The organism is Microbacterium immunditiarum (genome assembly GCF_013409785.1).
GTDB lineage: Bacteria > Actinomycetota > Actinomycetes > Actinomycetales > Microbacteriaceae > Microbacterium > Microbacterium immunditiarum.
The window spans coordinates 2,184,571-2,204,504 of record NZ_JACCBV010000001.1 but is presented as its reverse complement, the minus strand read 5'-3'; the positions used below and the strand labels follow the sequence as shown (position 1 = coordinate 2,204,504).

Below are 19,934 nucleotides of genomic sequence, written 5' to 3'. Positions count from 1 at the left end.
AGGTTACCCCCGAACGGGGGGTAGGGTTTGAGGGGTTCCCGTACCGAGATCGACCGTGATCTCCTCGCCTGGGGCAAGCCCCTTGGGGACGGGAATTGTGTAGGTCTTCACGGCAATATCCGCCGTGCAGAGTGGTCCGCCGGCCCGCTCGATTTGGACCACGATCGACGTCGGGCTCTCAAGCTCGATGCTCTTCGGCTCGTTTGGGCAGGAGGAGCTGCCGAGAGTGACGACGAGTAGGTTGCCGTCTTTGTCCCAGAGTGCCTTGAACGACTCATCAAGCGGATCTGATGGCTCGTGACCTGCCGGGTACCCCTCATCAGAGGCAATGTAGATCGGCTGAGCACACGCGGTCAGCATGCCTGCTAGGGAGGTGGCGACTGCGAGGATCAGCATCGCTCGCGTGTGGGTCCGCATGGCCATCTCCTTGGGATCGCTTCCAAGCACGCTACCCCCGATCCAGGGGTGGGGCGGCCAAGAGTTGCGGCGTCGTTATCGGCCACGAGAGTTCGCAATCCGCCAGGGGAAGCAGCCGGAGTGTACCCCCGGGCGTGAGTCCTTCGTCTCATCCCCGTCCGACCAGTCCGGCGGTTAGTACGACTGCTCGTATCGCGCGTGGTTGAGCCGGTAGCTAGAAGTGCCGGTTTCGATGATCGTGCCGTTGAAAGTGAGCCGGTCAACGATCGCGGCACATAGGCGAGGGTCGGTGAACGTCTTGGTCCACCCGGAGAAGGACTCGTTGGAGGCGATCGCGACGGAGGCTTTCTCTTCGCGTTCGGTGAGGACTTGGAAGAGGAGTTCGGCGCCGCGGCGGTCGAGTTCCATGTAGCCGAGTTCGTCGATGCAGAGCAGGTCGACGCGGCCGTAGCGGGCGATGGTGCGGGCGAGTTGTTTCTCGTCGGCGGCTTCGACGAGTTCGTTGACGAGCCTGGTCGCAAGCGTGAACTTGACCCGGTAGCCGCGTTCGGCGGCCGCGGTGCCGAGCCCGATGAGCAGGTGGGATTTGCCGGTGCCGGAGTCGCCGATCAGGCAGAGCGGGTCGCCGCGGCGGATCCAGTCCCCGGTGGCGAGGGTGTGGATGGTGGCGGGGTTGATGTTCGGGTTCGCGTCGAAGTCGAAGTCCCCGAGCCACTTCTGCCTTGGGAACCCTGCCGCGGCGACCCGGCGGATCACGGAGCGACGGTCGCGGTCGTCGCACTCGGCCAGCAGCAGTTCGGCCAGGAACCCCTTGTACGTGAGCTGCTCGCGTTCGGCGATCTTCACCGCCTCATCCATGACCGCCCGAATGGTCGGCAACCGCAGCCGGCGGCAGGCTTGATCGACCGCGGTCGCTGCGGCTTCCTCGGTCATCCCACGCTGCCGGCGCAGACTAGTGGTCACCTTCGTCGGAGTACTCATTGCCCCGTGGTCCCCTCTCGTTCCTGGGCCCCCGACCCGGCCGCAGCGCGGCGAGTGAGGAGCCGGTCGTACTGTGCCAACGACGGCAGCGGTCGCCGGTCGGGTGGCAGGCCTGCGATCACCGCGGCTGGGTCCGCGAGCCGGCGTTGGGTGAGGCTGATAACTCGCTGCTCATGTCCGTGCGCTTCAACGGGCTGACGGTTCGATCCGGACCCACCAGCGTGCAGGCGGGCTTCGACGGCGACGACGTCGGCGGATACCGCGCCGACGGTCAGCGCCGCCCGGATCCCGGCCACGACATCGTCGGGTCGCATGCTGCGGTGCAGCAGGAGCACGTCAATAAGCGCTCGGGTGCCGGCGGTGTCGCCGTCGACTTTGCGGGCGGCCTGCCAGAACGCCTCATGCGCCGGCGTGAACACCCCGGCTGCGCGGGCGCGGGCCAACGCGGTCGATCCGGGCAGGGCGCCGGGCTTGTGGCGGAGCACCTCGAGGTAGTGGTCGAGGTCGATTGACTCGCCGGCACGGGCGACGACCCGTTCGTGCCGGGCGACCTGGTCGTGCCCGTCGAACACCACGACCTCGGATGCGCGTAGCGACACCCGCACTTGCCGGCCGATCAGGCGGGCGGGGACGGAGTACTTCGCCATCCGCACCGTGATCAGCGCCGACCGATCCACCCTGGGGTGCAGCACCAGCCCGGGGTCGAACCGCTCAAACGGCAACGGCGCCAGCCGGGATTGTTCGTCGGTGAAGTCCTGCCCGACTGTGCGGAGCCGCGTGCCGATGCGGCGGTTGTGGTCGCGGGTGTCGTAGTCGCGGATCCGCGCGTTCAGTTCGGCGAGGGTGTCGACTTCGGGCATCGGGGAGAGCCAGGTGCGGCGGAACCTTCCGACTTCGCCTTCGACGCCGCCTTTCTCGTGGGCGCCGTCGATGCCGGGCTGGCAGTAGAACGCGTCGAACCCGTAATGGGAGCGGAACAGCACCCACCGGTCGTTCTCTACCCGGTTCCGGCCGCTGCCGTACAGGACCTTCTGCACAGCCGACGTGAGGTTGTCGTAGCGGATGTGCCTTGTCGGGATCCCGCCGAGTTCCTCGAACGCGTCGAAGTGGCCTTCCAGGAACGCTTCCTGCGACTGCGTCGAGTACACCCGATGCACCGACTTGCCCGAATGGGAGAGCCGGAACGTGAACAGGTGGCACTTCGTCTTCACCCCGGCCAGGATCACCCACACTTCACCGAAATCGACCTCCGCCTCCTCACCCGGCGCGTGCTCCTGGGGCACGAACACCTCGACCCTGCGGCCCGCCTCAATATCGATCTGGGCACGGCGGATCCGGACATAGTCCCGCACCGTGGAGTACGACAGATCGGTCGCGCCGTTCTCGTCCGCGAGGCGGACCAGGATCCGGGTCGCCGTGTGGCGTTGCTTCCGTGGGGCGTCGAGGTCCTGCCGCAGCATCTCGTCGATTGCGGTCTTGAACGGATCCAGCTTTGGCGACGAGGTGACGTCCCCGGTGGTGGTGGAGTTTCCGGCAGGGTCATCGGCGTCGTAGACGTTGGTGAGCCATCGTGCGATGGTCAGTGAGTACCGATCAAAGTCACTCACAGGAAGACACAACGCACGATGGCTCTATGACTCGCCCCGGCATGTCCGGAGAGTTGTTTGCTGGTGTCAGCCGGCTCTCTCGACCGGTTCGATGCGAGCGTAGTCGAGCTGCTCGACCTCGAGCGGTGTGAGGTCGTCGATCGAGCCGTGGGTGCGTTCGGTGTTGAACCACAGCACCCAGGACGCGGTCGCCGCCTCGACTTGATCGACGTCCCGCCATGGGCCCTCGTGGTGGATGAGCTCGGACTTGTAGAGCCCGATCTGCGACTCCGCGAGCGAGTTGTCGTACGCGTCGCCGACAGACCCGACCGACGCGTCGATGCCTTCATCGATGAGACGGTCGGTGAAGGCGATTGACGTGTAGACGCTGCCCGCGTCGGTGTGGTGCGTGAGCCCGGCGAACCCGGCGACGCCTTCGCGTCGGCGGGTCCACAGCGCCATGTCGAGGCAGTCGAGAACGAGCGGGGTAGTCATCGAGGTGGCGGCGCGCCAGCCGAGGATGCGGCGGGAGTGCGCGTCGAACACGAACGCGACGTACACCCATCCGGACCACGTCCAGACGTAGGTGAAGTCGGCGACCCAGAGCTGGTTCGTGCGGAGCCGGGCGAAGTGCCGATCGACGAGGTCCGCGGGCCTGGTCTCACGCAGTTCGCGATCGACGGGTCGCTTGCGGCGTCCACGAGTAACGCCAGCGATGCCCAGGTCTCGCATGAGCCGCTCGACGGTGCAACGGGCGATGTCATGCCCATCGCGCCGCAACCTCAGCCAGAGCTTGCGGGCGCCGAGCACCTTCCGCTGCTTCTGCCACGTCGCGAGGATGATCGGCTTCCACCGCTCGTCCGACACCTCCCGCGCCGAGGGGCCACGGTCTCTCGCGTCGTAGTAGGTCGATGGGGCGATCTTCACGCCGTGCTGGGTGAGCACGTCGCAGATCGACTCGACACCCCACCGCAGACCACCATCACGGCGGTCCTTGTGCTCCTCGATGAACGCGACTATCGCTTCTGTGGCCGGTCGAGCTCGGCCGCGAAGAAAGCCGAAGCCGCCTTCAAGATCTCGTTCGCGCGACGCAGCTCGGCGTTCTCGCGCTTGAGCCGCTTGATCTCCTCCGCCGCTTCGGTCGTGACACCGGGCCGGTCGCCGGCGTCGATCTGGTTCCGGCGGATCCAGGTGCGGATCGTCTCCGGCGACCCGATGCCGAGCATCTGCGCGACCGCGATCATCGCGGCGTACTCGCTCGGATAGTCGGGCCGCACCTCGGCGACCATACGGACGGCGCGCTCACGAAGCTCGCGCGAATACTTGCTGGGACGTCCCATGAGACAGATCCTTCCAAGGAATCATGTCTCCGGACATGCCGGGGCGAGTCACTAGACCAGTCTGCCCTCCTCGAGCTCCTCGGGGAACTGAAACTCACCAATGTCAGCGACCGGATCCGGGTCGCGACCGAAACGCTCTACCAGGAGCTGATTGACGCGGAAGCGGCCGCGTTCATCGGCGCCGCCCCCTACGAACGCACCAGCGAGCGTGTGGCGCAGCGGAACGGGACCCGCCCGAAGACCGTGAGCACGACGGCTGGGGATCTGGAGTTGCGGATCCCGAAGCTGCGCACCGGCAGCTTCTTCCCGTCGCTGCTGGAACGACGCCGGAGGATTGATCAGGCGCTGTTCGCGGTCGTGATGGAGGCGTACGTGCATGGCGTCTCGACCCGCAAGGTCGACGACCTGGTGAAAGCGCTGGGCATGGACACCGGGATCTCGAAGTCCGAGGTATCGCGGATCTGCGCGAACCTCGACGAGGACGTCGCCGCGTTCCGAGACAGGCCGCTGGCGGACACCACCTACCCGTATGTGTTCCTCGACGCGACCTACTGCAAAGCCAGAGTCGGCCGACGGGTCGTCTCCCAGGCGGTGGTCGTCGCCGTCGGTGTCGCCGCTGACGGGCGCAGGGAAGTGCTCGGCTTCGAGGTCGGCGAGACCGAGTCGCAGCCGTTCTGGACCACGTTCCTGCGGTCGTTGAAGGCGCGCGGGCTGGGCGGGGTGAAGCTGGTGATCTCCGACGCCCACACCGGGCTGATCGCCGCTGTCGACACCGTGTTCGCCGGCGCGAGCTGGCAACGATGCCGGGTCCACTTCATGAGGAACGTGCTCACCGCAGTCCCGAAGGCCGCCGGCCCGATGGTCGCGTCGATCATCCGCACCATCTTCGCCCAACCCGACACCGAGCACGTGTTCACCCAGTTCCACGAAGTCACCCGGATGCTGACCCGGTCGCACCCGAAGGTCGCCGACATGCTCGAGGAAGCCAAGGATGACCTGCTCGCGTTCTGCCAGTTCCCGTTCCAGCACTGGCGTCAGATCTGGTCCACGAACCCGCTCGAGCGGGTGAACAAGGAGATCAAACGCCGCACCGATGTCGTCGGCACGTTCCCCAACCCAGCGGCACTGTTGCGCCTGGCCGGGCACGTCCTGATCGAGCAGCACGATGAATGGGACGGCGCCGACCGCCGCTACTTCTCCGAGCACTCCATGGCGCTGCTCCTCGCCGAGACAGAGGAGGTGAGCATCCCCGAACTCAGCGCGGCATAATCAGAAACAGCTGACCCGCACGGTGTCGAGAAATTCCACCAACCAGCGGGACGTCACCTGGCGACGAGCGCACCGGAGTCTTCCGCGGTGGCGGATCCGCCCGAGAGAGGGCGGTGCGCACGGTGTCGCGGCCGACCTGGTGCTTGCGGGCCAGGGCCCGGATGCCAAGGCCTTCCACACGAGCATCACGCCGGATGCGGGCGAACTGTCGACGACGCTCCAGAACCCGGCCAAAACGACGCTTGAAAACTAGGCCACCCGGACCAGATTGGGTGGGTGATCTCCTTGGAAGATTGGGCGTTGATCAGGCGGCTTGTCGCGGACGGTGTTCCGCAGCGTCAGGTTGCTCGAGATCTCGGTATCGCGCGGGACACGGTCGCGGCGGCGGTGCGGTCTGACCGGCCGCCGAGGTATCAGCGGCCGCTGCAGCCGACGTCGTTCTCGCCGTTCGAGGCGAGAGTCAGAGCGTTGCTGGCGGAGCATCCGTCGATGCCGGCGACGGTGATCGCGGAGCGGCTTGAGTGGTCGGGGTCGATCACCTGGTTCCGGGAGAACGTGCGTCGGCTGCGGCCGGAGCACCGCCCGGTCGATCCCGCTGATCGGCTCAGTTGGGCAGCGGGTGATGCGGCGCAGTGCGACCTGTGGTTCCCGCCCCGGAAGATCCCGCTCGAGGACGGCACGGCGGTGCTGCTGCCGGTGTTGGTGATCGTCGCGGCGCATTCGAGGTTCGTGACCGCGAGGATGATCCCGACGCGCAAGACGGAGGATCTGCTGCTCGGGTCGTGGGAGCTGATCCAGCAACTAGGGGCGGTGCCGCGACGGCTGATCTGGGACAACGAGCCCGGCATCGGTCAGAAGGGGCGGCTCGCGCAAGGCGTCGCCGCATTCGCGGGGACCCTCGCGGCGAAGGTCGTGCAGCTGCGCCCCTTCGACCCGGAGTCGAAGGGGATCGTCGAGCGGCGCAACGGCTGGTTCGAGACCTCGTTCATGCCCGGCCGGGCCTTCGCCTCACCGGCGGACTTCAACGCCCAGCTCGCCGACTGGCTGGAGAACGCGAACGGCAGGGTCGTGCGGACCATCAAGGCACGTCCGGTCGATCTGATCGAGCACGACCGCTCGAGGATGCTGCCGTTGCCGCCGATCCCGTTGCAGCTGGGCTGGCGGGAACGGGTCAGGCTCGGCCGGGACTATTACGTCCGCCTCGATGCGTCCGACTACTCCGTCGACCCGCAAGCGATCGGCCGCATCGTTGACGTGACCGCAGACCTGGACCGCGTCCGAGTCAGGATGGATGGGCGCGTCGTCGCCGACCACGCCCGGGTCTGGGCGCGCGGAAGCATCGTCACGGACCCGGCTCATGTCGAGACGGCGCGACGGTTGCGGCAGCAGTTCCAGCAGCCCCGCCCTGCCGTCGTCGGAGACGACCTCACCAGGGATCTCGCTGACTACGACCGCGCCTTCGGGATCGAGGGAGTCGCCTGATGGCCGCCAAGCAGACCGACGCCGTCAAGCAGATCACCTATCTCGCCGGAGCGCTGAAAGCACCGAGGATCACTGAAGCGGCCGGCCGGATGGCCACCCAAGCACGGGACGCGGGCTGGTCGTTCGAGGACTACCTCGCCGCCGTCCTCGAACGCGAAGTCTCAGCGCGGAACGCGTCTGGCGCGGAGCTGCGGATCAAAGCCGCCGGGTTCCCCGCCCGGAAGACTCTCGAGGACTTCGACTGGGACGCTCAGCCGGCAGCCCGTCAGCAGATCGCCGGACTCGCCTCCGGAGGGTTCCTCCTCGAGGCGCAGAACGTCGTCCTGCTCGGCCCGCCCGGAACCGGCAAGACTCATCTCGCGACCGCTCTCGGGATCGTTGCCGCGAGGCACGGGCACCGGGTGTTGTTCGCGACCGCGACGGACTGGGTCACCCGTCTCACCGACGCTCACCGGCAGGGCCGGCTCCCGCAGGAACTCGCCCGGCTACGACGCTACGGGCTGATCATCGTCGACGAAGTCGGCTACCTCCCGTTCGAGCAAGACGCCGCAAACCTCTTCTTCCAGCTCGTCTCATCCCGCTACGAACACGCCTCATTGATCCTCACCAGCAACCTGCCGTTCTCTGGCTGGGGCGGCGTCTTCGGAGACCAAGCCGTCGCCGCCGCGATGATCGACCGGATCGTCCACCACGCCGACGTGCTCACGCTGAAGGGCGCCAGTTACCGGCTCCGCGGACGAGGCATCGACAGCCTCCCCAGCATCAAGACGCAAGATCCGGCAGACTGACGAAACGACGAATCGGTGGCCTAGTTTTCGCCCGTCGTTTTGGCCTGGTTCTCAACCGTCGCCGACACGAACAGGTCCACACGACTTCCCATCTGACCACCCCGATTCCGCGCCACATCATCGAGGCGCGGAACCACCGTCAGAGGTGGTCCCGAATCAAACAGTCACAACACACCGAGAAGGCGAAGGGTGGTCCTGAATCAAGCCGTCATCCCGGTCCTGAATCAAGCTGCCATAGTCAGGTGATCGTCGCCATCTCGAAGAACCGTTGCGTTGCTCGCCACAGGCTCCGCTTGCGCACGTCGCCCGTATGGGGATCGTCCCGAAGGGCGTTCGGGCTCTGTATCCACCGACGGGACTTGACGAACCACTTTCATTTTGAAAGTGTCGGCTGCATGAGTCTCTTCATCACGTGCCCGGTCGAGAGCGTGGAACGCGCGACCGCTTTTTACACTGCCCTCGGATGGACGCTGAACGCCGAGATGTCGGATCACAACGTGTCGTGCTTCGCGATTGCGCCCGAGCAGTACGTCATGCTCGGCAGTCGTGAGATGTACGCGCGCGTCGGTGGGGTCGATGAACTCATCGGCGGGCCCGACACCCCCTCGAAGGTGACCGTCTCGTTCGACCTCGCCAGCCGTGAGGCGGTCGATGAGCTCGTCGAGCGCGCTGGTGCGGCGGGCGGTCGGATCGGCGATATCGACGACTACCCCTTCATGTATCAGCGCCAGTTCGACGACCCTGATGGGTACCACTACTCGCCGTTCTGGATGAAGCCGGACTCTGATCAGAGCGCGTGAGCGACCTCGCCGCGGCCCTCGAAGTTGTCGGAGCACGGTGGGCTCTGCTCATCGTGGAGCGCCTTCTCGACGGTCCGCAGCGCTACGGCGATCTCCAGCGCGATCTCGGAATGGGAACGAACGTGCTTGCCACCCGCCTACGCGAGTTGGAGACGGCCGGCATCCTGCGTCGGCTCCCCCTTCGGCACAACACGCGCGCGTATGCGCTGACCCCGCGGGGGCTGGCCTTGCGCGAGACCATCGACACGCTCGCACGCTGGGGCGCCGAACGCACCGATGACGCGGCGACATCACGGTGAGTGTCGAGGGCGGACTGTGCCTGTCCTGTGCCGTCGCCGTACGCAGACCGCCCGCCCGTCAACGTGCGCTGCCCCGTTCAGGGATCCCAAGCAGATTCCGCAGCGCTCAACGACCGGGCGCGTGTCGTCTCGCTTCGCTCGCTGAAAGACCGGGGAAGCACATGCCGCAGACAGCCGCCGGTTCGCGGCATCCGCCATACATACGAAACGGACCCGAGATCCGCGCAATACGCGAACCTCGGGCCCGAAACTCCTGTGACAGCGGTTCGTGGAGATGGGGGGAATCGAACCCCCGTCCATCGCTGAAAGCCTGCGGCTTCTCCGGGCGCAGTCTGTGAAGGCGTTCTACTCGGCTCCGACCTTTGTCACAGACACCTAAGTCGACAAGCCCAGCCTGATAAGAGTCCCGCGTGACCCTCAGGCGTGGTCACACAGCAAGATCCCTAGATGACGCCAGGAACCGTGACGGGATCAGTCACGGACTGACGGACTCGGGCTCGCTGCTCAGGCAGCGAGGGCGAAGTCAGACTGCTTCTTTTCGGCAGTTATTGGTTTGCAGGGGGCGTTCACGAGATAACCCTGCATCCTCGGCCCGCTTCTCGCAGATTCGCAGGCGATGTCGAAACCGATCATCCCCGTGCCCCTGAAGTCAGGGTGTCTCCTTGCGGAGGGGCCGCTGTCACGCTGTGGAGTTGTCAGAGCTCGATGCCGTGGCATCCGAGCATCACAGGATACAACGGATGCGCCACCCGCGCCATTCCCGCTCGCCAGACCGCTTCCCTTCTCCCTGTCAATACCCTGTGCGCCATGACATGGGAGTGGTCGACTGGCCCCCAGACCGACAAGGAGGGCACGACATGACGCAGTCCACTCCGCAGAACACGCCGCTGCAGCGCGCCAAGCAGCCGCGCACGCCGCTCGCGGGTCCCTACGGGCACCCGTTCCACCCGATCCTGGTGACGATCCCGATCGGAGTCTGGGTCGCGAGCCTCATCTTCGACATCATCGGCTTCTTCGTCGAGGACCCGACTCCGTATGTGACCGCCGCGTGGATCCTCATCCTCATCGGACTCATCGGCGCCGTGCTCGCGGCGATCTGGGGGTTCCTCGACTACCTCCAACTCCCGAGCGGAAGCGCAGCGCGGCGGACGGCAACGATCCACATGTCGCTCAACCTCGGCGTAGTGGTCGTCTTCCTCATCAGCCTCATCGTGCGGCTCACCTCGGATGACGACGAGGTGAGCATCGTCGGGTTGATCCTCGGCATCATCGCCCTCGCGGCGCTCGTCGTCTCGGGCTGGCTGGGTGGCAAGCTCGCCTACCGCTACGGCGTGCGGGTCGCCGACGAGCGCACCCAGATGGAGGGCTACCGCTGACCTGTGCGCGACGCGAGCCGGCCGAGCGCTACGAGCCCGGCGACGATCGCCGTCACACCTGCCACCAGTCCCATCCGGGCGCCGACCGACCGCCAGCCGCCGTTGACACCACCCGCGGTCGGCGGCGGCTCGAAGACGGTTCCGACGGTCATCTCGGCACCCGGCTCGCGCAGCTCGATCTTGTCCTTCGCGAGGGCAGTCGCCGCGTCGTAGAGCCCCGGCGACACCCGGTGCGGCAGGAGCGTCCACGTCTGTACGCGCCCCACGAACACGACCGGACGACGTCTGCCCGGCGCACGCACGATCGCGCGCGCGACGCGCTTGGGCGAGCTCGCGGGCGGCAGCGGATGCACGTGCCGACCCGTCACGTTGGCGGCGTTCTGGTAGATCGGCGTGTCGATCGTCGCGGGTAGGACGACCCGAAGGCGGATGCCGCTCCCCCGCAGCTCCGCCCGGAGCGACTCCGCGAACCCGAGCGCCCCGAACTTGCTCGCGACGTACGGCGACACCATCGGCGAGCTGACCCGCGAGTAGAGCGACCCGACGAGCACGAGCGTGCCGGAACCCTGCATCCGGAAGAACGGCAGCACCGCACGAGCCCCGTGCACCTGCCCCATGAGGTTCGTCTCGATGACCTGCCGGAACACGGCCTCCGACAGCTGCTCGAACGAGCCGTACGCGAAGACGCCCGCGTTGCCCACCCACACGTCGATGCGCCCGAACTCGGCCACGGCGCCGACCGCGAGCGCATGCATGTCGGGCTGCTGCGAGACGTCGGCCGGGATGACCCGCACCTCGGCGCCGAGCGCGCGACACTCGTCGGCGACCGTCTCGAGCGAGTCCTCGTTTCGCGACGCGAGGACGAGCCGCGCACCGCGCCGCGCGTACTCCTGCGCGGTCGCGCGCCCGATGCCGCTCGATGCGCCCGTGATGACCACCACGGGATCCGGCGTGGTCATGACGATCCTCCTGTCGTCCGCGGCGAGAGGTCGGGGAGAGCACGCGTGCCGAATTCGTGCCGCAGCGCGCTGCGCGCCGCGAACCAGCCCGGCAGTCCGTGCACGCCCGGACCGGGAACAGCGGATGCCGACGCCAGGTAGACCCCGGGAATGGGCGTGCGCCAGGGGTCGGTGCTGAGCACCGGTCGCCGCACCATCTGCCACAGCGTGGGAGCGCCCGCGGCGATGTCGCCGCCGGGATAGTTCGGGTTGTGCCGCTCGACGTCGACCGCGGTGCGCGAGCTCACGCCGATGATCGTGTCTCGGAAGCCTGGCGCGAAGCGCTCGATCTGCCGCACGACCTCCTCCTGGCGATCGGCCGTGCTGCCGGCCGGCACGTGGGTGTATGTCCACAGCGTGTGCTTGCCCTCGGGCGCACGGCCCGGGTCGAACAGCGACGGCTGCGACACGAGCACGTAGGGCCGGTCGGGCAGGCGCCCGCGGTTGACGTCGTTCTCGGCATCCGCGATCTCGGCGCGCGTGCCGCCGGTGTGGACGGTCCCCGCGCGACGCACGTCGGGGTTCGTCCACGGCACCGGCGCGCTCAGCGCGAAGTCGACCTTCGCGACGCCCCCGCCGTACCGGAAGCGCTCGAGCGCGCGGCGATAGCCGGCGGGCATCGCGTCGCCGGCGAGCCCGATGAGCGCGCGCGGCGTGACGTCGAGCAGCGTCGCGTGTGCGCTCGGCAGCTCTGCGAGGGATGAGACCGGATGCTGCAGCACGACGTCTCCGCCGTGGGCGCGGAGGTCGTCGACCATCGCGTCGACGATCGCCTGGCTTCCGCCGATCGGGATCGGCCAGCCGCTCGCATGCGCGTAGGTCGTGAGCGCGAGACCGGCACCGGCGGCGGAGAGGCTCGGAAGATGGAGGATCGTGTGCGCCGCAACGCCGACGAGCATCGCGGGCGCCTGGTCTTCACGGAAGCGCGCGTTCCACACGGGAGTCCCCTGCTCGAGTGCCCGCAGCCCGAAGGCGACCGCAGTGACCGGGTCGGGGGGAATCCGCAGGAGCGGCGATCCGGTGAAGTCCGCCACTCGCGTCGAGCGCTCGACGAGCGGCCCGAGCAGCCCGGCGTAGGCGCGGCCGTCGACGCCGAGCCCTTCGGCGGTGCGCTCGAGATCGCGGTACGCGATGCCCGCGCGCCCGCCGTCGAGCGGGTGCGCGAACGAGACCTCCGGGATCGCGAACTCGATCCGCCCGCGCAGGCCGAACTCTCGGAAGAACCGCGATTCGAATGCCATCGGATGCACCGCCGAGCACACGTCGTGCCGGAAGCCCGGCAGCGTGAGCTCGCGCGTCGACGCTCCGCCGCCCGCCTGGTCGGCGGCCTCGAACACGCGCACGCGGAGTCCCGCCCGCGCGAGGGTCACCGCCGCGGCGAGCCCGTTCGGACCCGCGCCCACCACGACCGCGTCGAACTCCGTCGATCCGCGGCGCGCCGCGATGCTCACCCGGTCGTCGATCCCTTCTCTGCGCTGTCCTGCATCTCGCGCTCGCCCGTGCTCTGCTCCGAGCTGCGCTGACCCATGCCCTCGGCGAGGTATGCGAGACGGTGCAGAGTCTCATCATTGCGCCAGTGGAGCAGCACATCCATGATCGGCGCGGGCACGAGCAATCCGGGCCCCGCGATCGGCTCCTCCTGGATGCGAACGACGCAGCGCTCGCCACGCGGCTTGATGTCGATCGTGACGCGCGCCTCGCCGACGGGCCAGCCCCGCGCGCGCAGTACCATCCGCCGGGGCGATTCGCACTGTTCGACGACCGTCTTGTCGTTGATGAGCGCGGGCCACACCCCGACCGAGTGGTGCAGTTCGGATCCCGCCTGCGGCCACGCCTCGTCGACCTCGCGCATCCGCGACGCGCCGACGACCCACGAGGGATAGAGCCAGCCGTCGCCCAGCACTCGGAACACGTCCTCGGGGGTGCAGCGCAGCTCCCTGACGTTGCGAGACATCGTGCCTCCCGGTGATCCTCGTCCGTTCCTCTGCGACCGACGCTAGATCACTTCGGGGAGCGGCAGAGCGGGGGTTGCGCAGATGCGGGCCGTGTGCCAGCCCGCGGGCGGGACGTCGCGGGGCGCAGCGGCCAGAGCGGCTACGCTCGACCGGTGACGACCACCCGCCTCTGGATCATCGCCGGCAGCGCCGCCGCCGTCGTGGCCGCGCTCGTGCTGATCCTCGTGTTCGCCGTGCCGCTCCCGACGCCGGGTCCGACTCCGACATCTACGCCCACTCCGACCCGCACGGCGACCCCGACGCCCACCGCGACGGCGACGACCACGCCGACGCCGACGACCGCCCCCACTCCGACGGCGGCGACATGCGAGAACACGTCGACCGAGCAGTATCAGGCGATGGCCCGGTCCAACGGCTGGGTCTCGTGGAGCACCGTCGACGAGCAGATCGGCGCACGCCCGTTCGACGACTTCCCCGGAGGACCGCCCGACGGCTGGATCGTGTGCCGGTGGGGCGCCGGCCCCGAGGTCGCCACCGACAACATCATCGACCTCGCGTGGGCGCGCATCGACCCGTACAATGCCGTGAGCGCGATGCAGCACCTCGAAGAGACGGGCTGGGCCAGAAGCGAGACGGATGCCTCGGGGGCGACGCTCTTCACGAGCGAGACGAGCGGCCCCGGCGGCGCGTTCCTCTTCACGCCGTCCGACGTACGCTGGGCCGCCTACGCCGAATACCTGGAGTACATCACCTCACCCGACGAGCCCCGCTGACCGCCCTCGTGCCGCGTAGGCTCTCGTCCATGAGCGAAGTCACCATCTCGGTGCGCGGTGAGCACGAGACACGTCTCCAGCCCGAGCGCGCAGTCGCGCACCTCACGGTCCGGGCCGAGGGACCCGAGCGCGGCGCCGTCGTCGAGCGCATGGCCGCCCTGAGCGAGCCTGTGCGCGACGACCTCGCCGCCCGCAAGACGGACGGCACCGTCGAGGAGTGGACGAGCCAGCGCGTCTCGGTGTGGTCGGAGCGGCCGTGGCATCCGGAAGGCCGTCGCCTCGCCCCCGTCCACTACGCGTCCGTCGACTTCACCGCCGCCTTCCGCGACTTCACGGTGCTGTCGTGGTGGGCGACCGAGGTCGCCGAGCGCGACGGTGTCCAGCTCGGCTGGATCGAATGGCAGCTCACGCCCGAGACGCGCGCCGCGGTCGAGCGCGATACGGCTGCCCAGGCCGTGCACGTCGCCGTCGCGCGCGCGACCGCGTACGCGTCGGCGCTGGGGCTCGGAACCGTGTCGCCCCTCCAGATCGCCGACGTCGGGCTGCTCGCGCGCGAGGAGTCGCAGCCGATGGCGAAGGGTCCGCTCATGGCGCGTGCCGCGTTCGCTGCCGCCGACGCCGGCGGCGGGGCGCCGGCGGTGAGCCTTCAGCCCGAAGACATCGTGGTCACCGCGGCGATCGAGGCGCGGTTCAGCGCGCGCTGATCCCGTCGACCCGGATGCCGCTCCCCCGAGTCACTCGCCGAGGCGGTTGCGGGTGCGCATGGCGCGCTCGGCCTCGCGCTTGTCTTCGCGCTCGCGGATCGTCTGGCGCTTCTCGAACTCCCGCTTGCCCTTCGCGACGCCGATCTCGACCTTCGCGCGCCCATCGGAGAAGTAGAGCTTGAGCGGCACGAGCGTGTAACCGCCGGCCGACACCTCGTGCGAGAGCTTGATGATCTCGTCCTTGTGCAGGAGCAGCTTGCGCGTGCGCTTGGCCGCGTGATTGGTCCAGTGGCCCTGCGCGTACTCGGGGATGTGCACCGCGTCGAGGTAGGCCTGGCCGCCGTCGATGTAGGCGTAGCCGTCGTTGATGTTCGCGCGGCCCTGCCGCAGCGACTTGACCTCGGTACCGGTCAGCACCAGACCCGCCTCGTACGTCTTCTCGATGGTGTAGTCGTGCCGTGCGCGACGGTTGGTCGCGACGACCTTCTCACCGCGTTCCTTGGGCATGACGGACCCCTCGATCGAGTGCCGCACCGGGCGCGCGGCAGCGTGTCAGTCTAGCCGACGCGCGGGCTCGGTCAGGCCCGTAGCCAGCGCCGGATCGCGAAGCCCGCCGAGAAGGCGGCCAGCACGACGCCGATCAGGATGAGCACGGGCACGACCAGCCAGGCATCCGACAGTCCCACCCACGTCGTCACGAACTCGATTCGCCCGCGCAGATACTCCTCGACGCCGAACTGCACACCCGCGAGGACCGCGCCGCTCGCGAGCACCGAGCCGATCAGCGCCGCGAACACGCCTTCGAGCACGAACGGCGATTGGATGAAGCCGTTCGAGGCGCCCACGAGTCGCATGATCCCGATCTCGCGCCTTCGCGCGTAGGCGGAGAGGCGGATGGTCGTGGCGATCAGCAGCACGGCCGCGATGAGCATCAGCGCCGCGATGCCGACGGCGATGTAGGTCGCGACGGTGAGCGCCGAGAACAGCGGATCGAGGTATTGCAGCTGATCCTGCACGTCCTCGACACCCGCCTCACCGCGGAACGCCTCGACGATGACGTCGGACTGCGTCGGGTCGACGAGCGTGATGCGGAACGTCTCGTTGACCTGTTCGGGAGTGAGCACGCTCGCGTTGTCCTCGCCGACGAGCTCGAGCAGCTCCTGATACGCCTGCTCGTGGTCGAGGAACCTCATCTCGCGGATGAGCGGCGCGAGCGCCGGACCGGCGAGCTTGTCCTGGACTGCGGCGATCTGCTCTTCGCCGGCGGCGCCGTCGACGCACGTGGGCGCCTGCGAGATCGACGTGCACATGTACACCGCGACCTGCGCACGGTCGACCCAGTAGTCGCGCATCGTGCCGATCTGCATCTGCATGAGCATCGCCGCGCCCACGAAGGTGAGCGACACGAACGTCACGAGCACGACCGAGATGACCATCGACGCGTTGCGGCGGAGACCGGTCAGCGCCTCCGTGATGACGAGCCCGACCCTCACGTCGTGGGACCCACTTCCTCGTCGTTCTCGGCATCGGCGAGGCCGAGGCGCTCGGCGAGCCCGAGTTCGGCCACGTCGACTTCGGGGATGTCGGCGACCGGTACGGGCGCGGTGCGCGGGGCCGCGGCGGATGCGGCATCCGCTTCTTCCCCGGCCGTGTCGGCTTCGGGGGCGCGTGCCGGTCGACCGCGAGACGAGACGGATGCCGCGCCCTCCGGGTCCACGATCGGCTCGGCCTCGATCTCGGGCTCGAGTTCCGCCTCGGTCGCGAGGATCTCGGGTGCCGCGGCCTCCGCGGCCGCAGTCGCAGCGGCCTCCGCCGCCGGCTCGAGGTCGACCACGCCGCTCTCGTTGATCTCGCGCTGCAGCTCGAGCACCGCGGTGAGCGCGGCGACGGCGGCCGCTCCCCGCTCGGGCACGGGTGCGAGGCTCGGCAGGCTCGACGTGTCGCCGTACCCGCCGTGGCGCTCGTCGCGCACCATCTCGCCGTCGCGCAGCTCGATCACGCGTCGCTGCATCTGGTCGACGAAGCCCGCCTCGTGCGTCGCCATCACGACCGTCGTGCCGCCGTCGTTGATGCGCGCGAGCAGCTGCATGATGTCGACGGAGGTCGCGGGGTCGAGGTTTCCGGTCGGCTCGTCCGCGAGCAGCACCTGCGGACGGTTCGCGAGGGCGCGCGCGATCGCGACGCGCTGCTGCTCGCCGCCCGACAGCTCATGCGGGAACCGCTTCTCCTTGCCGGCGAGTCCGACGAGCGCAAGCACCTCGGGCACCGCCTGGTGGATGAAGCCGCGGGACGAGCCGATGACCTGCAGCGTGAACGCGACGTTCTGGAAGACCGTCTTGTTCGGCAGCAGGCGGAAGTCCTGGAACACCGCCCCGATGTGCCGGCGGAAGTACGGAACCTTGCGGTTCGACAGCGTCCGCAGGTCGCGGCCGAGCACGACGACGCGGCCGTCGCTCGGGGTCTCTTCGCGCAGGATGAGGCGCAGGCACGACGACTTGCCCGAGCCGGATGCGCCAACCAGGAACACGAACTCCCCGCGCAGCACTTCGAAGTCCACCTTGTTCAGGGCAGGCTTCGCGGTGCCGCGATAGCGCTTCGTGACGTTCTCGAACCGGATCATGGCCTAACGAGCCTAAGCGCGCGGGCCGAGTGGTCGCCCAGCGACACCCGCCGCGGCGGCATCCGTCTCACCCCGAAGATCGGGAGGATCGTCAGTCCTCTTCGGACTTGCGCTTGCGCCAGCGGATGCCGGCCGAGATGAGGCCGTCGAGATCTCCGTCGAAGACGATCGCGGGGTTGCCGACCTCGTAGCCGGTGCGCAGGTCCTTCACGAGCTGCTGCCCGTAGAGGAAGTACGAGCGCATCTGGTCGCCCCAGCTCGCGGTGATCGTGCCGGCGAGCTCCTTCTTCTTGGCGGCCTCTTCTTCGCGCTTGAGCAAGAGCAGACGCGTCTGGAGCACGCGCATCGCGGCCGCGCGGTTCTGGATCTGCGACTTCTCGTTCTGCATCGACACGACGATGCCGGTCGGGATGTGCGTGAGGCGCACAGCCGAGTCGGTCGTGTTGACGGACTGGCCGCCGGGCCCCGACGAGCGGAAGACGTCGACGCGGATGTCGCTCTCGGGGATGTCGACCTCTTGCGCCTCTTCCATCACGGGGATGACCTCGACGGCGGCGAACGACGTCTGGCGCTTGTCGGCGGAGCCGAACGGGCTGATGCGCGCGAGGCGGTGCGTGCCGGCCTCGACCGAGAGGGTGCCGTAGGCGTACGGCGCGTCGACCTCGAACGTCGCGGACTTGATGCCCGCGCCCTCGGCATAAGACGTGTCCATCACCTTGACGGGGTACTTGTGGCGCTCAGCCCAGCGCAGGTACATGCGCAGCAGCATCTCGGCGAAGTCGGTCGCGTCGTCGCCGCCCGCGCCGGAGCGGATCGTCACGACCGCGGCGCGTTCGTCGTACTCGCCGTCGAGCAGCGTCTGCACCTCGAGCTGGCCCACGATGTCTTCGAGCTCGGCGATCTCGCGGCGGGCCTCTTCGGCCGCGTCCTCGTCGTCCATCTCGTTGGCGAGCTCGACGAGGACGTCGAGGTCGTCGAGGCGGCGCTCGACGTCGGTCACGCGCTTGAGCTCGGCCTGGCGGTGACTGAGGGCGCTCGTGATCTTCTGCGCCTTCTCGACGTCGTCCCACAGATCGGGCTGCCCGGCCTGTTCGCTCAGCCGCGCGATCTCGGCCTCGAGCGCGGGCACGTCGACCACCGCCTTGATGTCGGCGAACGTGGAGCGCAGGGCCTGGATGTCGTCGGACGGATCGAATTCGAGCATGACACTCCAGACTAACGTGGATGGTCGTGACCGAACGCCCAGCAGACGACACACGACGGATGCTGTGGCAGTTCGCCCCGATGATCTACGGTCCGACCCTCCTCTACGGTATCGGCCAGGGCGCGGTCCTCCCCCTCATTCCGGTCATCGCCGCGGAGCTGGGCGCGAGCGTTCCGGTGGCGGCGCTCGTGGCATCCGCCCTCGTCGTCGGACAACTCGTCGGAAACCTCCCCGCCGGATGGGCTGTCGCGCGCATCGGCGAGCGCCTCACGATGATGGTCGCCGCCGGCGTCTCACTCGTCGGCGTGGTCGCGATGGCGCTCGCTCCCGTGCTCGGGGTGTTCGCGGCATCCGTCCTTCTCATCGGATTCAGCGCGGCGGCGTTCGGCCTCGCCCGCCACTCGTTCATGACGACGCGCGTGCCGCTGTCGTTCCGCGCACGCTCGCTGTCGCTGCTCGGCGGCAGCTACCGGCTCGGGGTGTTCGTCGGGCCCTTCATCGCCGCGGGCCTGCTCGCCGTGTTCGACGACCCGCATGCCGCGATCTGGTTCTTCGGGATGTGTCTGCTGGCCACCGGGCTTCTCGTGACGTTCGGGCGCGACCCCGAGAGATCGCTGATGACGGATGCCGCGTCCGCCCCGCCCGCACCGACGACGCACACCGCGGCCGACGACACGATGAGCGAAGACACGGGCGAGGCCGTGACGGGCTCGATCCCGACGGCGGACCGCGCCGGGGTGTTCCGCACGATGTGGCGGCACCGGAACGTGCTGTCGCGCCTCGGGCTCGCGGCGGCGTCGCTCTCGGCCGTGCGCTCCGCGCGCCAGGTGGTGCTGCCGCTGTGGGGCGTGTCGCTCGGGCTCGACGCGCAGACGATCGCGCTCGTGGTGGGCGTGGCGGGTGCCATCGACTTCGCGCTCTTCTACGCGAGCGGCCAGGTGATGGACCGCTTCGGCCGCCTGTGGGCGGCGCTGCCGGCGATGGTGCTCATGGGCGCGGGGTTCATCGCGCTCGCCTTCACGCACGACCTGGACTCCGCCGCCATGTGGTTCGCGATGTTCGGAGCGGTGCTGGGCGTGGGGAACGGACTGTCGAGCGGAATCCTGCTGACGCTCGGGGCGGATGTCGCGCCGCCCGCCGATCCCGCGCCGTTCCTGGGCTCGTGGCGAACGCTCACCGACGCGGGCGGCGCGCTCGCGCCGCTGCTCGTGTCGGCGATCGCCGCAGCGACGTCGCTGTCGATCGCGACGGGGGCCATGGGAGTGATCGGGCTCGTCGGCGCGTACGGGTTCGTGCGGTGGGTGCCGCGGTTCGTGCCGCGGGCGCGGTGAGCTCGCGGGAC

20 protein-coding genes and 1 other RNA gene are annotated in these 19,934 nt (G+C 68.6%); 9 read left to right on the top strand and 12 right to left on the bottom strand.

Going from position 1 to position 19,934, the window contains the following annotated elements; all coding sequences use genetic code 11:
• Positions 1-3 precede the first annotated feature (3 nt).
• The 4 genes from BJ991_RS10180 to BJ991_RS10165 form a co-directional block, all read right to left on the bottom strand.
• Positions 4-417 (bottom strand): hypothetical protein, encoded by a 414-nt coding sequence (locus tag BJ991_RS10180; RefSeq protein ID WP_179489687.1) that lies wholly within the window; start codon positions 415-417, stop codon positions 4-6.
• Positions 418-591: 174 nt separating this feature from the next.
• Positions 592-1,398, bottom strand: coding sequence for an IS21-like element helper ATPase IstB (istB, locus tag BJ991_RS10175; protein ID WP_179489686.1), 807 nt, complete (start codon positions 1,396-1,398; stop codon positions 592-594).
• On the bottom strand, positions 1,395-3,005 hold the full coding sequence (gene istA, locus BJ991_RS10170; RefSeq protein WP_343048710.1) for an IS21 family transposase: 1,611 nt from the start codon (positions 3,003-3,005) through the stop codon (positions 1,395-1,397). The genes istB (BJ991_RS10175) and istA (BJ991_RS10170) overlap by 4 nt, the downstream gene beginning before the upstream one ends.
• Positions 3,006-3,071: 66 nt before the next feature.
• A protein-coding gene (locus tag BJ991_RS10165) for an IS3 family transposase (RefSeq protein ID WP_179488225.1) occupies positions 3,072-4,324 on the bottom strand; the annotation gives its coding sequence in 2 pieces (ribosomal slippage) (positions 3,072-4,042 and positions 4,042-4,324; 1,254 coding nt in all).
• 87 nt (positions 4,325-4,411) lie between these two features.
• On the opposite strand from BJ991_RS10165, the gene BJ991_RS10160 reads away from it, so the two are divergent.
• The 5 genes from BJ991_RS10160 (at position 4,412) to BJ991_RS10140 (ending at position 8,962) form a co-directional block, all read left to right on the top strand.
• Positions 4,412-5,593 (top strand): IS256 family transposase, encoded by a 1,182-nt coding sequence (locus tag BJ991_RS10160; protein ID WP_179492696.1) that lies wholly within the window; start codon positions 4,412-4,414, stop codon positions 5,591-5,593.
• 276 nt (positions 5,594-5,869) lie between these two features.
• The gene (gene istA, locus BJ991_RS10155) at positions 5,870-7,075 is read left to right on the top strand and encodes an IS21 family transposase (protein WP_179489685.1); all 1,206 of its coding nucleotides are present in this window, start codon (positions 5,870-5,872) and stop codon (positions 7,073-7,075) included.
• Entirely contained in the window at positions 7,075-7,863 is a 789-nt protein-coding gene (gene istB, locus BJ991_RS10150) for an IS21-like element helper ATPase IstB (RefSeq protein ID WP_179487034.1), read from the top strand. The genes istA (BJ991_RS10155) and istB (BJ991_RS10150) overlap by 1 nt, the downstream gene beginning before the upstream one ends.
• 395 nt (positions 7,864-8,258) lie before the next feature.
• Complete coding sequence (locus BJ991_RS10145; RefSeq protein WP_179489684.1) at positions 8,259-8,663, top strand: VOC family protein; 405 nt, start codon at positions 8,259-8,261, stop codon at positions 8,661-8,663.
• Positions 8,660-8,962 carry a winged helix-turn-helix transcriptional regulator gene (locus BJ991_RS10140; RefSeq protein WP_179489683.1) on the top strand — a complete coding sequence of 101 codons (303 nt, stop codon included), beginning with the start codon at positions 8,660-8,662 and terminating at the stop codon, positions 8,960-8,962. Before BJ991_RS10145 ends, BJ991_RS10140 begins: the two co-directional genes overlap by 4 nt.
• Before the next feature lie 266 nt (positions 8,963-9,228).
• Here BJ991_RS10140 and ssrA read toward each other — a convergent pair.
• Positions 9,229-9,599, bottom strand: a transfer-messenger RNA (tmRNA) gene (gene ssrA / locus BJ991_RS10135).
• Positions 9,600-9,819: 220 nt separating this feature from the next.
• On the opposite strand from ssrA, the gene BJ991_RS10130 reads away from it, so the two are divergent.
• Positions 9,820-10,338 carry a DUF2231 domain-containing protein gene (locus BJ991_RS10130; protein WP_179489682.1) on the top strand — a complete coding sequence of 173 codons (519 nt, stop codon included), beginning with the start codon at positions 9,820-9,822 and terminating at the stop codon, positions 10,336-10,338.
• Here the strand turns inward: BJ991_RS10130 and BJ991_RS10125 are convergent.
• The 3 genes from BJ991_RS10125 to BJ991_RS10115 are packed head-to-tail and all read right to left on the bottom strand — an operon-like array spanning position 10,329 to position 13,290.
• On the bottom strand, positions 10,329-11,297 hold the full coding sequence (locus BJ991_RS10125) for an SDR family NAD(P)-dependent oxidoreductase (protein ID WP_179489680.1): 969 nt from the start codon (positions 11,295-11,297) through the stop codon (positions 10,329-10,331). The two genes, BJ991_RS10130 and BJ991_RS10125, sit on opposite strands and share 10 nt — an antisense overlap.
• The gene (locus BJ991_RS10120) at positions 11,294-12,787 is read right to left on the bottom strand and encodes a phytoene desaturase family protein (RefSeq protein ID WP_343048709.1); all 1,494 of its coding nucleotides are present in this window, start codon (positions 12,785-12,787) and stop codon (positions 11,294-11,296) included. The genes BJ991_RS10125 and BJ991_RS10120 overlap by 4 nt, the downstream gene beginning before the upstream one ends.
• On the bottom strand, positions 12,784-13,290 hold the full coding sequence (locus BJ991_RS10115) for an SRPBCC family protein (protein ID WP_179489678.1): 507 nt from the start codon (positions 13,288-13,290) through the stop codon (positions 12,784-12,786). Before BJ991_RS10115 ends, BJ991_RS10120 begins: the two co-directional genes overlap by 4 nt.
• Positions 13,291-13,443: 153 nt before the next feature.
• On the opposite strand from BJ991_RS10115, the gene BJ991_RS10110 reads away from it, so the two are divergent.
• Positions 13,444-14,064, top strand: a complete 621-nt coding sequence (locus BJ991_RS10110) for a hypothetical protein (protein WP_179489676.1) — start codon at positions 13,444-13,446, stop codon at positions 14,062-14,064.
• A 29-nt stretch (positions 14,065-14,093) separates the two neighbouring features.
• Positions 14,094-14,768 carry an SIMPL domain-containing protein gene (locus BJ991_RS10105; RefSeq protein ID WP_179489674.1) on the top strand — a complete coding sequence of 225 codons (675 nt, stop codon included), beginning with the start codon at positions 14,094-14,096 and terminating at the stop codon, positions 14,766-14,768.
• A gap of 30 nt (positions 14,769-14,798) precedes the next feature.
• Here the strand turns inward: BJ991_RS10105 and smpB are convergent, their stop codons facing one another.
• The 4 genes from smpB to prfB all read right to left on the bottom strand — a co-directional run bounded on the left by smpB (position 14,799) and on the right by prfB (position 18,592).
• On the bottom strand, positions 14,799-15,275 hold the full coding sequence (gene smpB / locus BJ991_RS10100) for an SsrA-binding protein SmpB (protein WP_179489672.1): 477 nt from the start codon (positions 15,273-15,275) through the stop codon (positions 14,799-14,801).
• A 71-nt stretch (positions 15,276-15,346) separates the two neighbouring features.
• Positions 15,347-16,261, bottom strand: coding sequence for a permease-like cell division protein FtsX (ftsX, locus tag BJ991_RS10095; RefSeq protein ID WP_179489670.1), 915 nt, complete (start codon positions 16,259-16,261; stop codon positions 15,347-15,349).
• Positions 16,258-17,388 carry a cell division ATP-binding protein FtsE gene (gene ftsE, locus BJ991_RS10090; protein ID WP_179489668.1) on the bottom strand — a complete coding sequence of 377 codons (1,131 nt, stop codon included), beginning with the start codon at positions 17,386-17,388 and terminating at the stop codon, positions 16,258-16,260. The genes ftsX and ftsE overlap by 4 nt, the downstream gene beginning before the upstream one ends.
• A 91-nt stretch (positions 17,389-17,479) precedes the next feature.
• Positions 17,480-18,592 (bottom strand): peptide chain release factor 2, encoded by a 1,113-nt coding sequence (prfB, locus tag BJ991_RS10085; RefSeq protein WP_179489666.1) that lies wholly within the window; start codon positions 18,590-18,592, stop codon positions 17,480-17,482.
• Positions 18,593-18,612: 20 nt separating this feature from the next.
• Here prfB and BJ991_RS10080 point away from each other — a divergent pair, with 20 nt between their 5' ends.
• Complete coding sequence (locus BJ991_RS10080; RefSeq protein WP_246301072.1) at positions 18,613-19,923, top strand: MFS transporter; 1,311 nt, start codon at positions 18,613-18,615, stop codon at positions 19,921-19,923.
• Positions 19,924-19,934 lie beyond the last annotated feature (11 nt).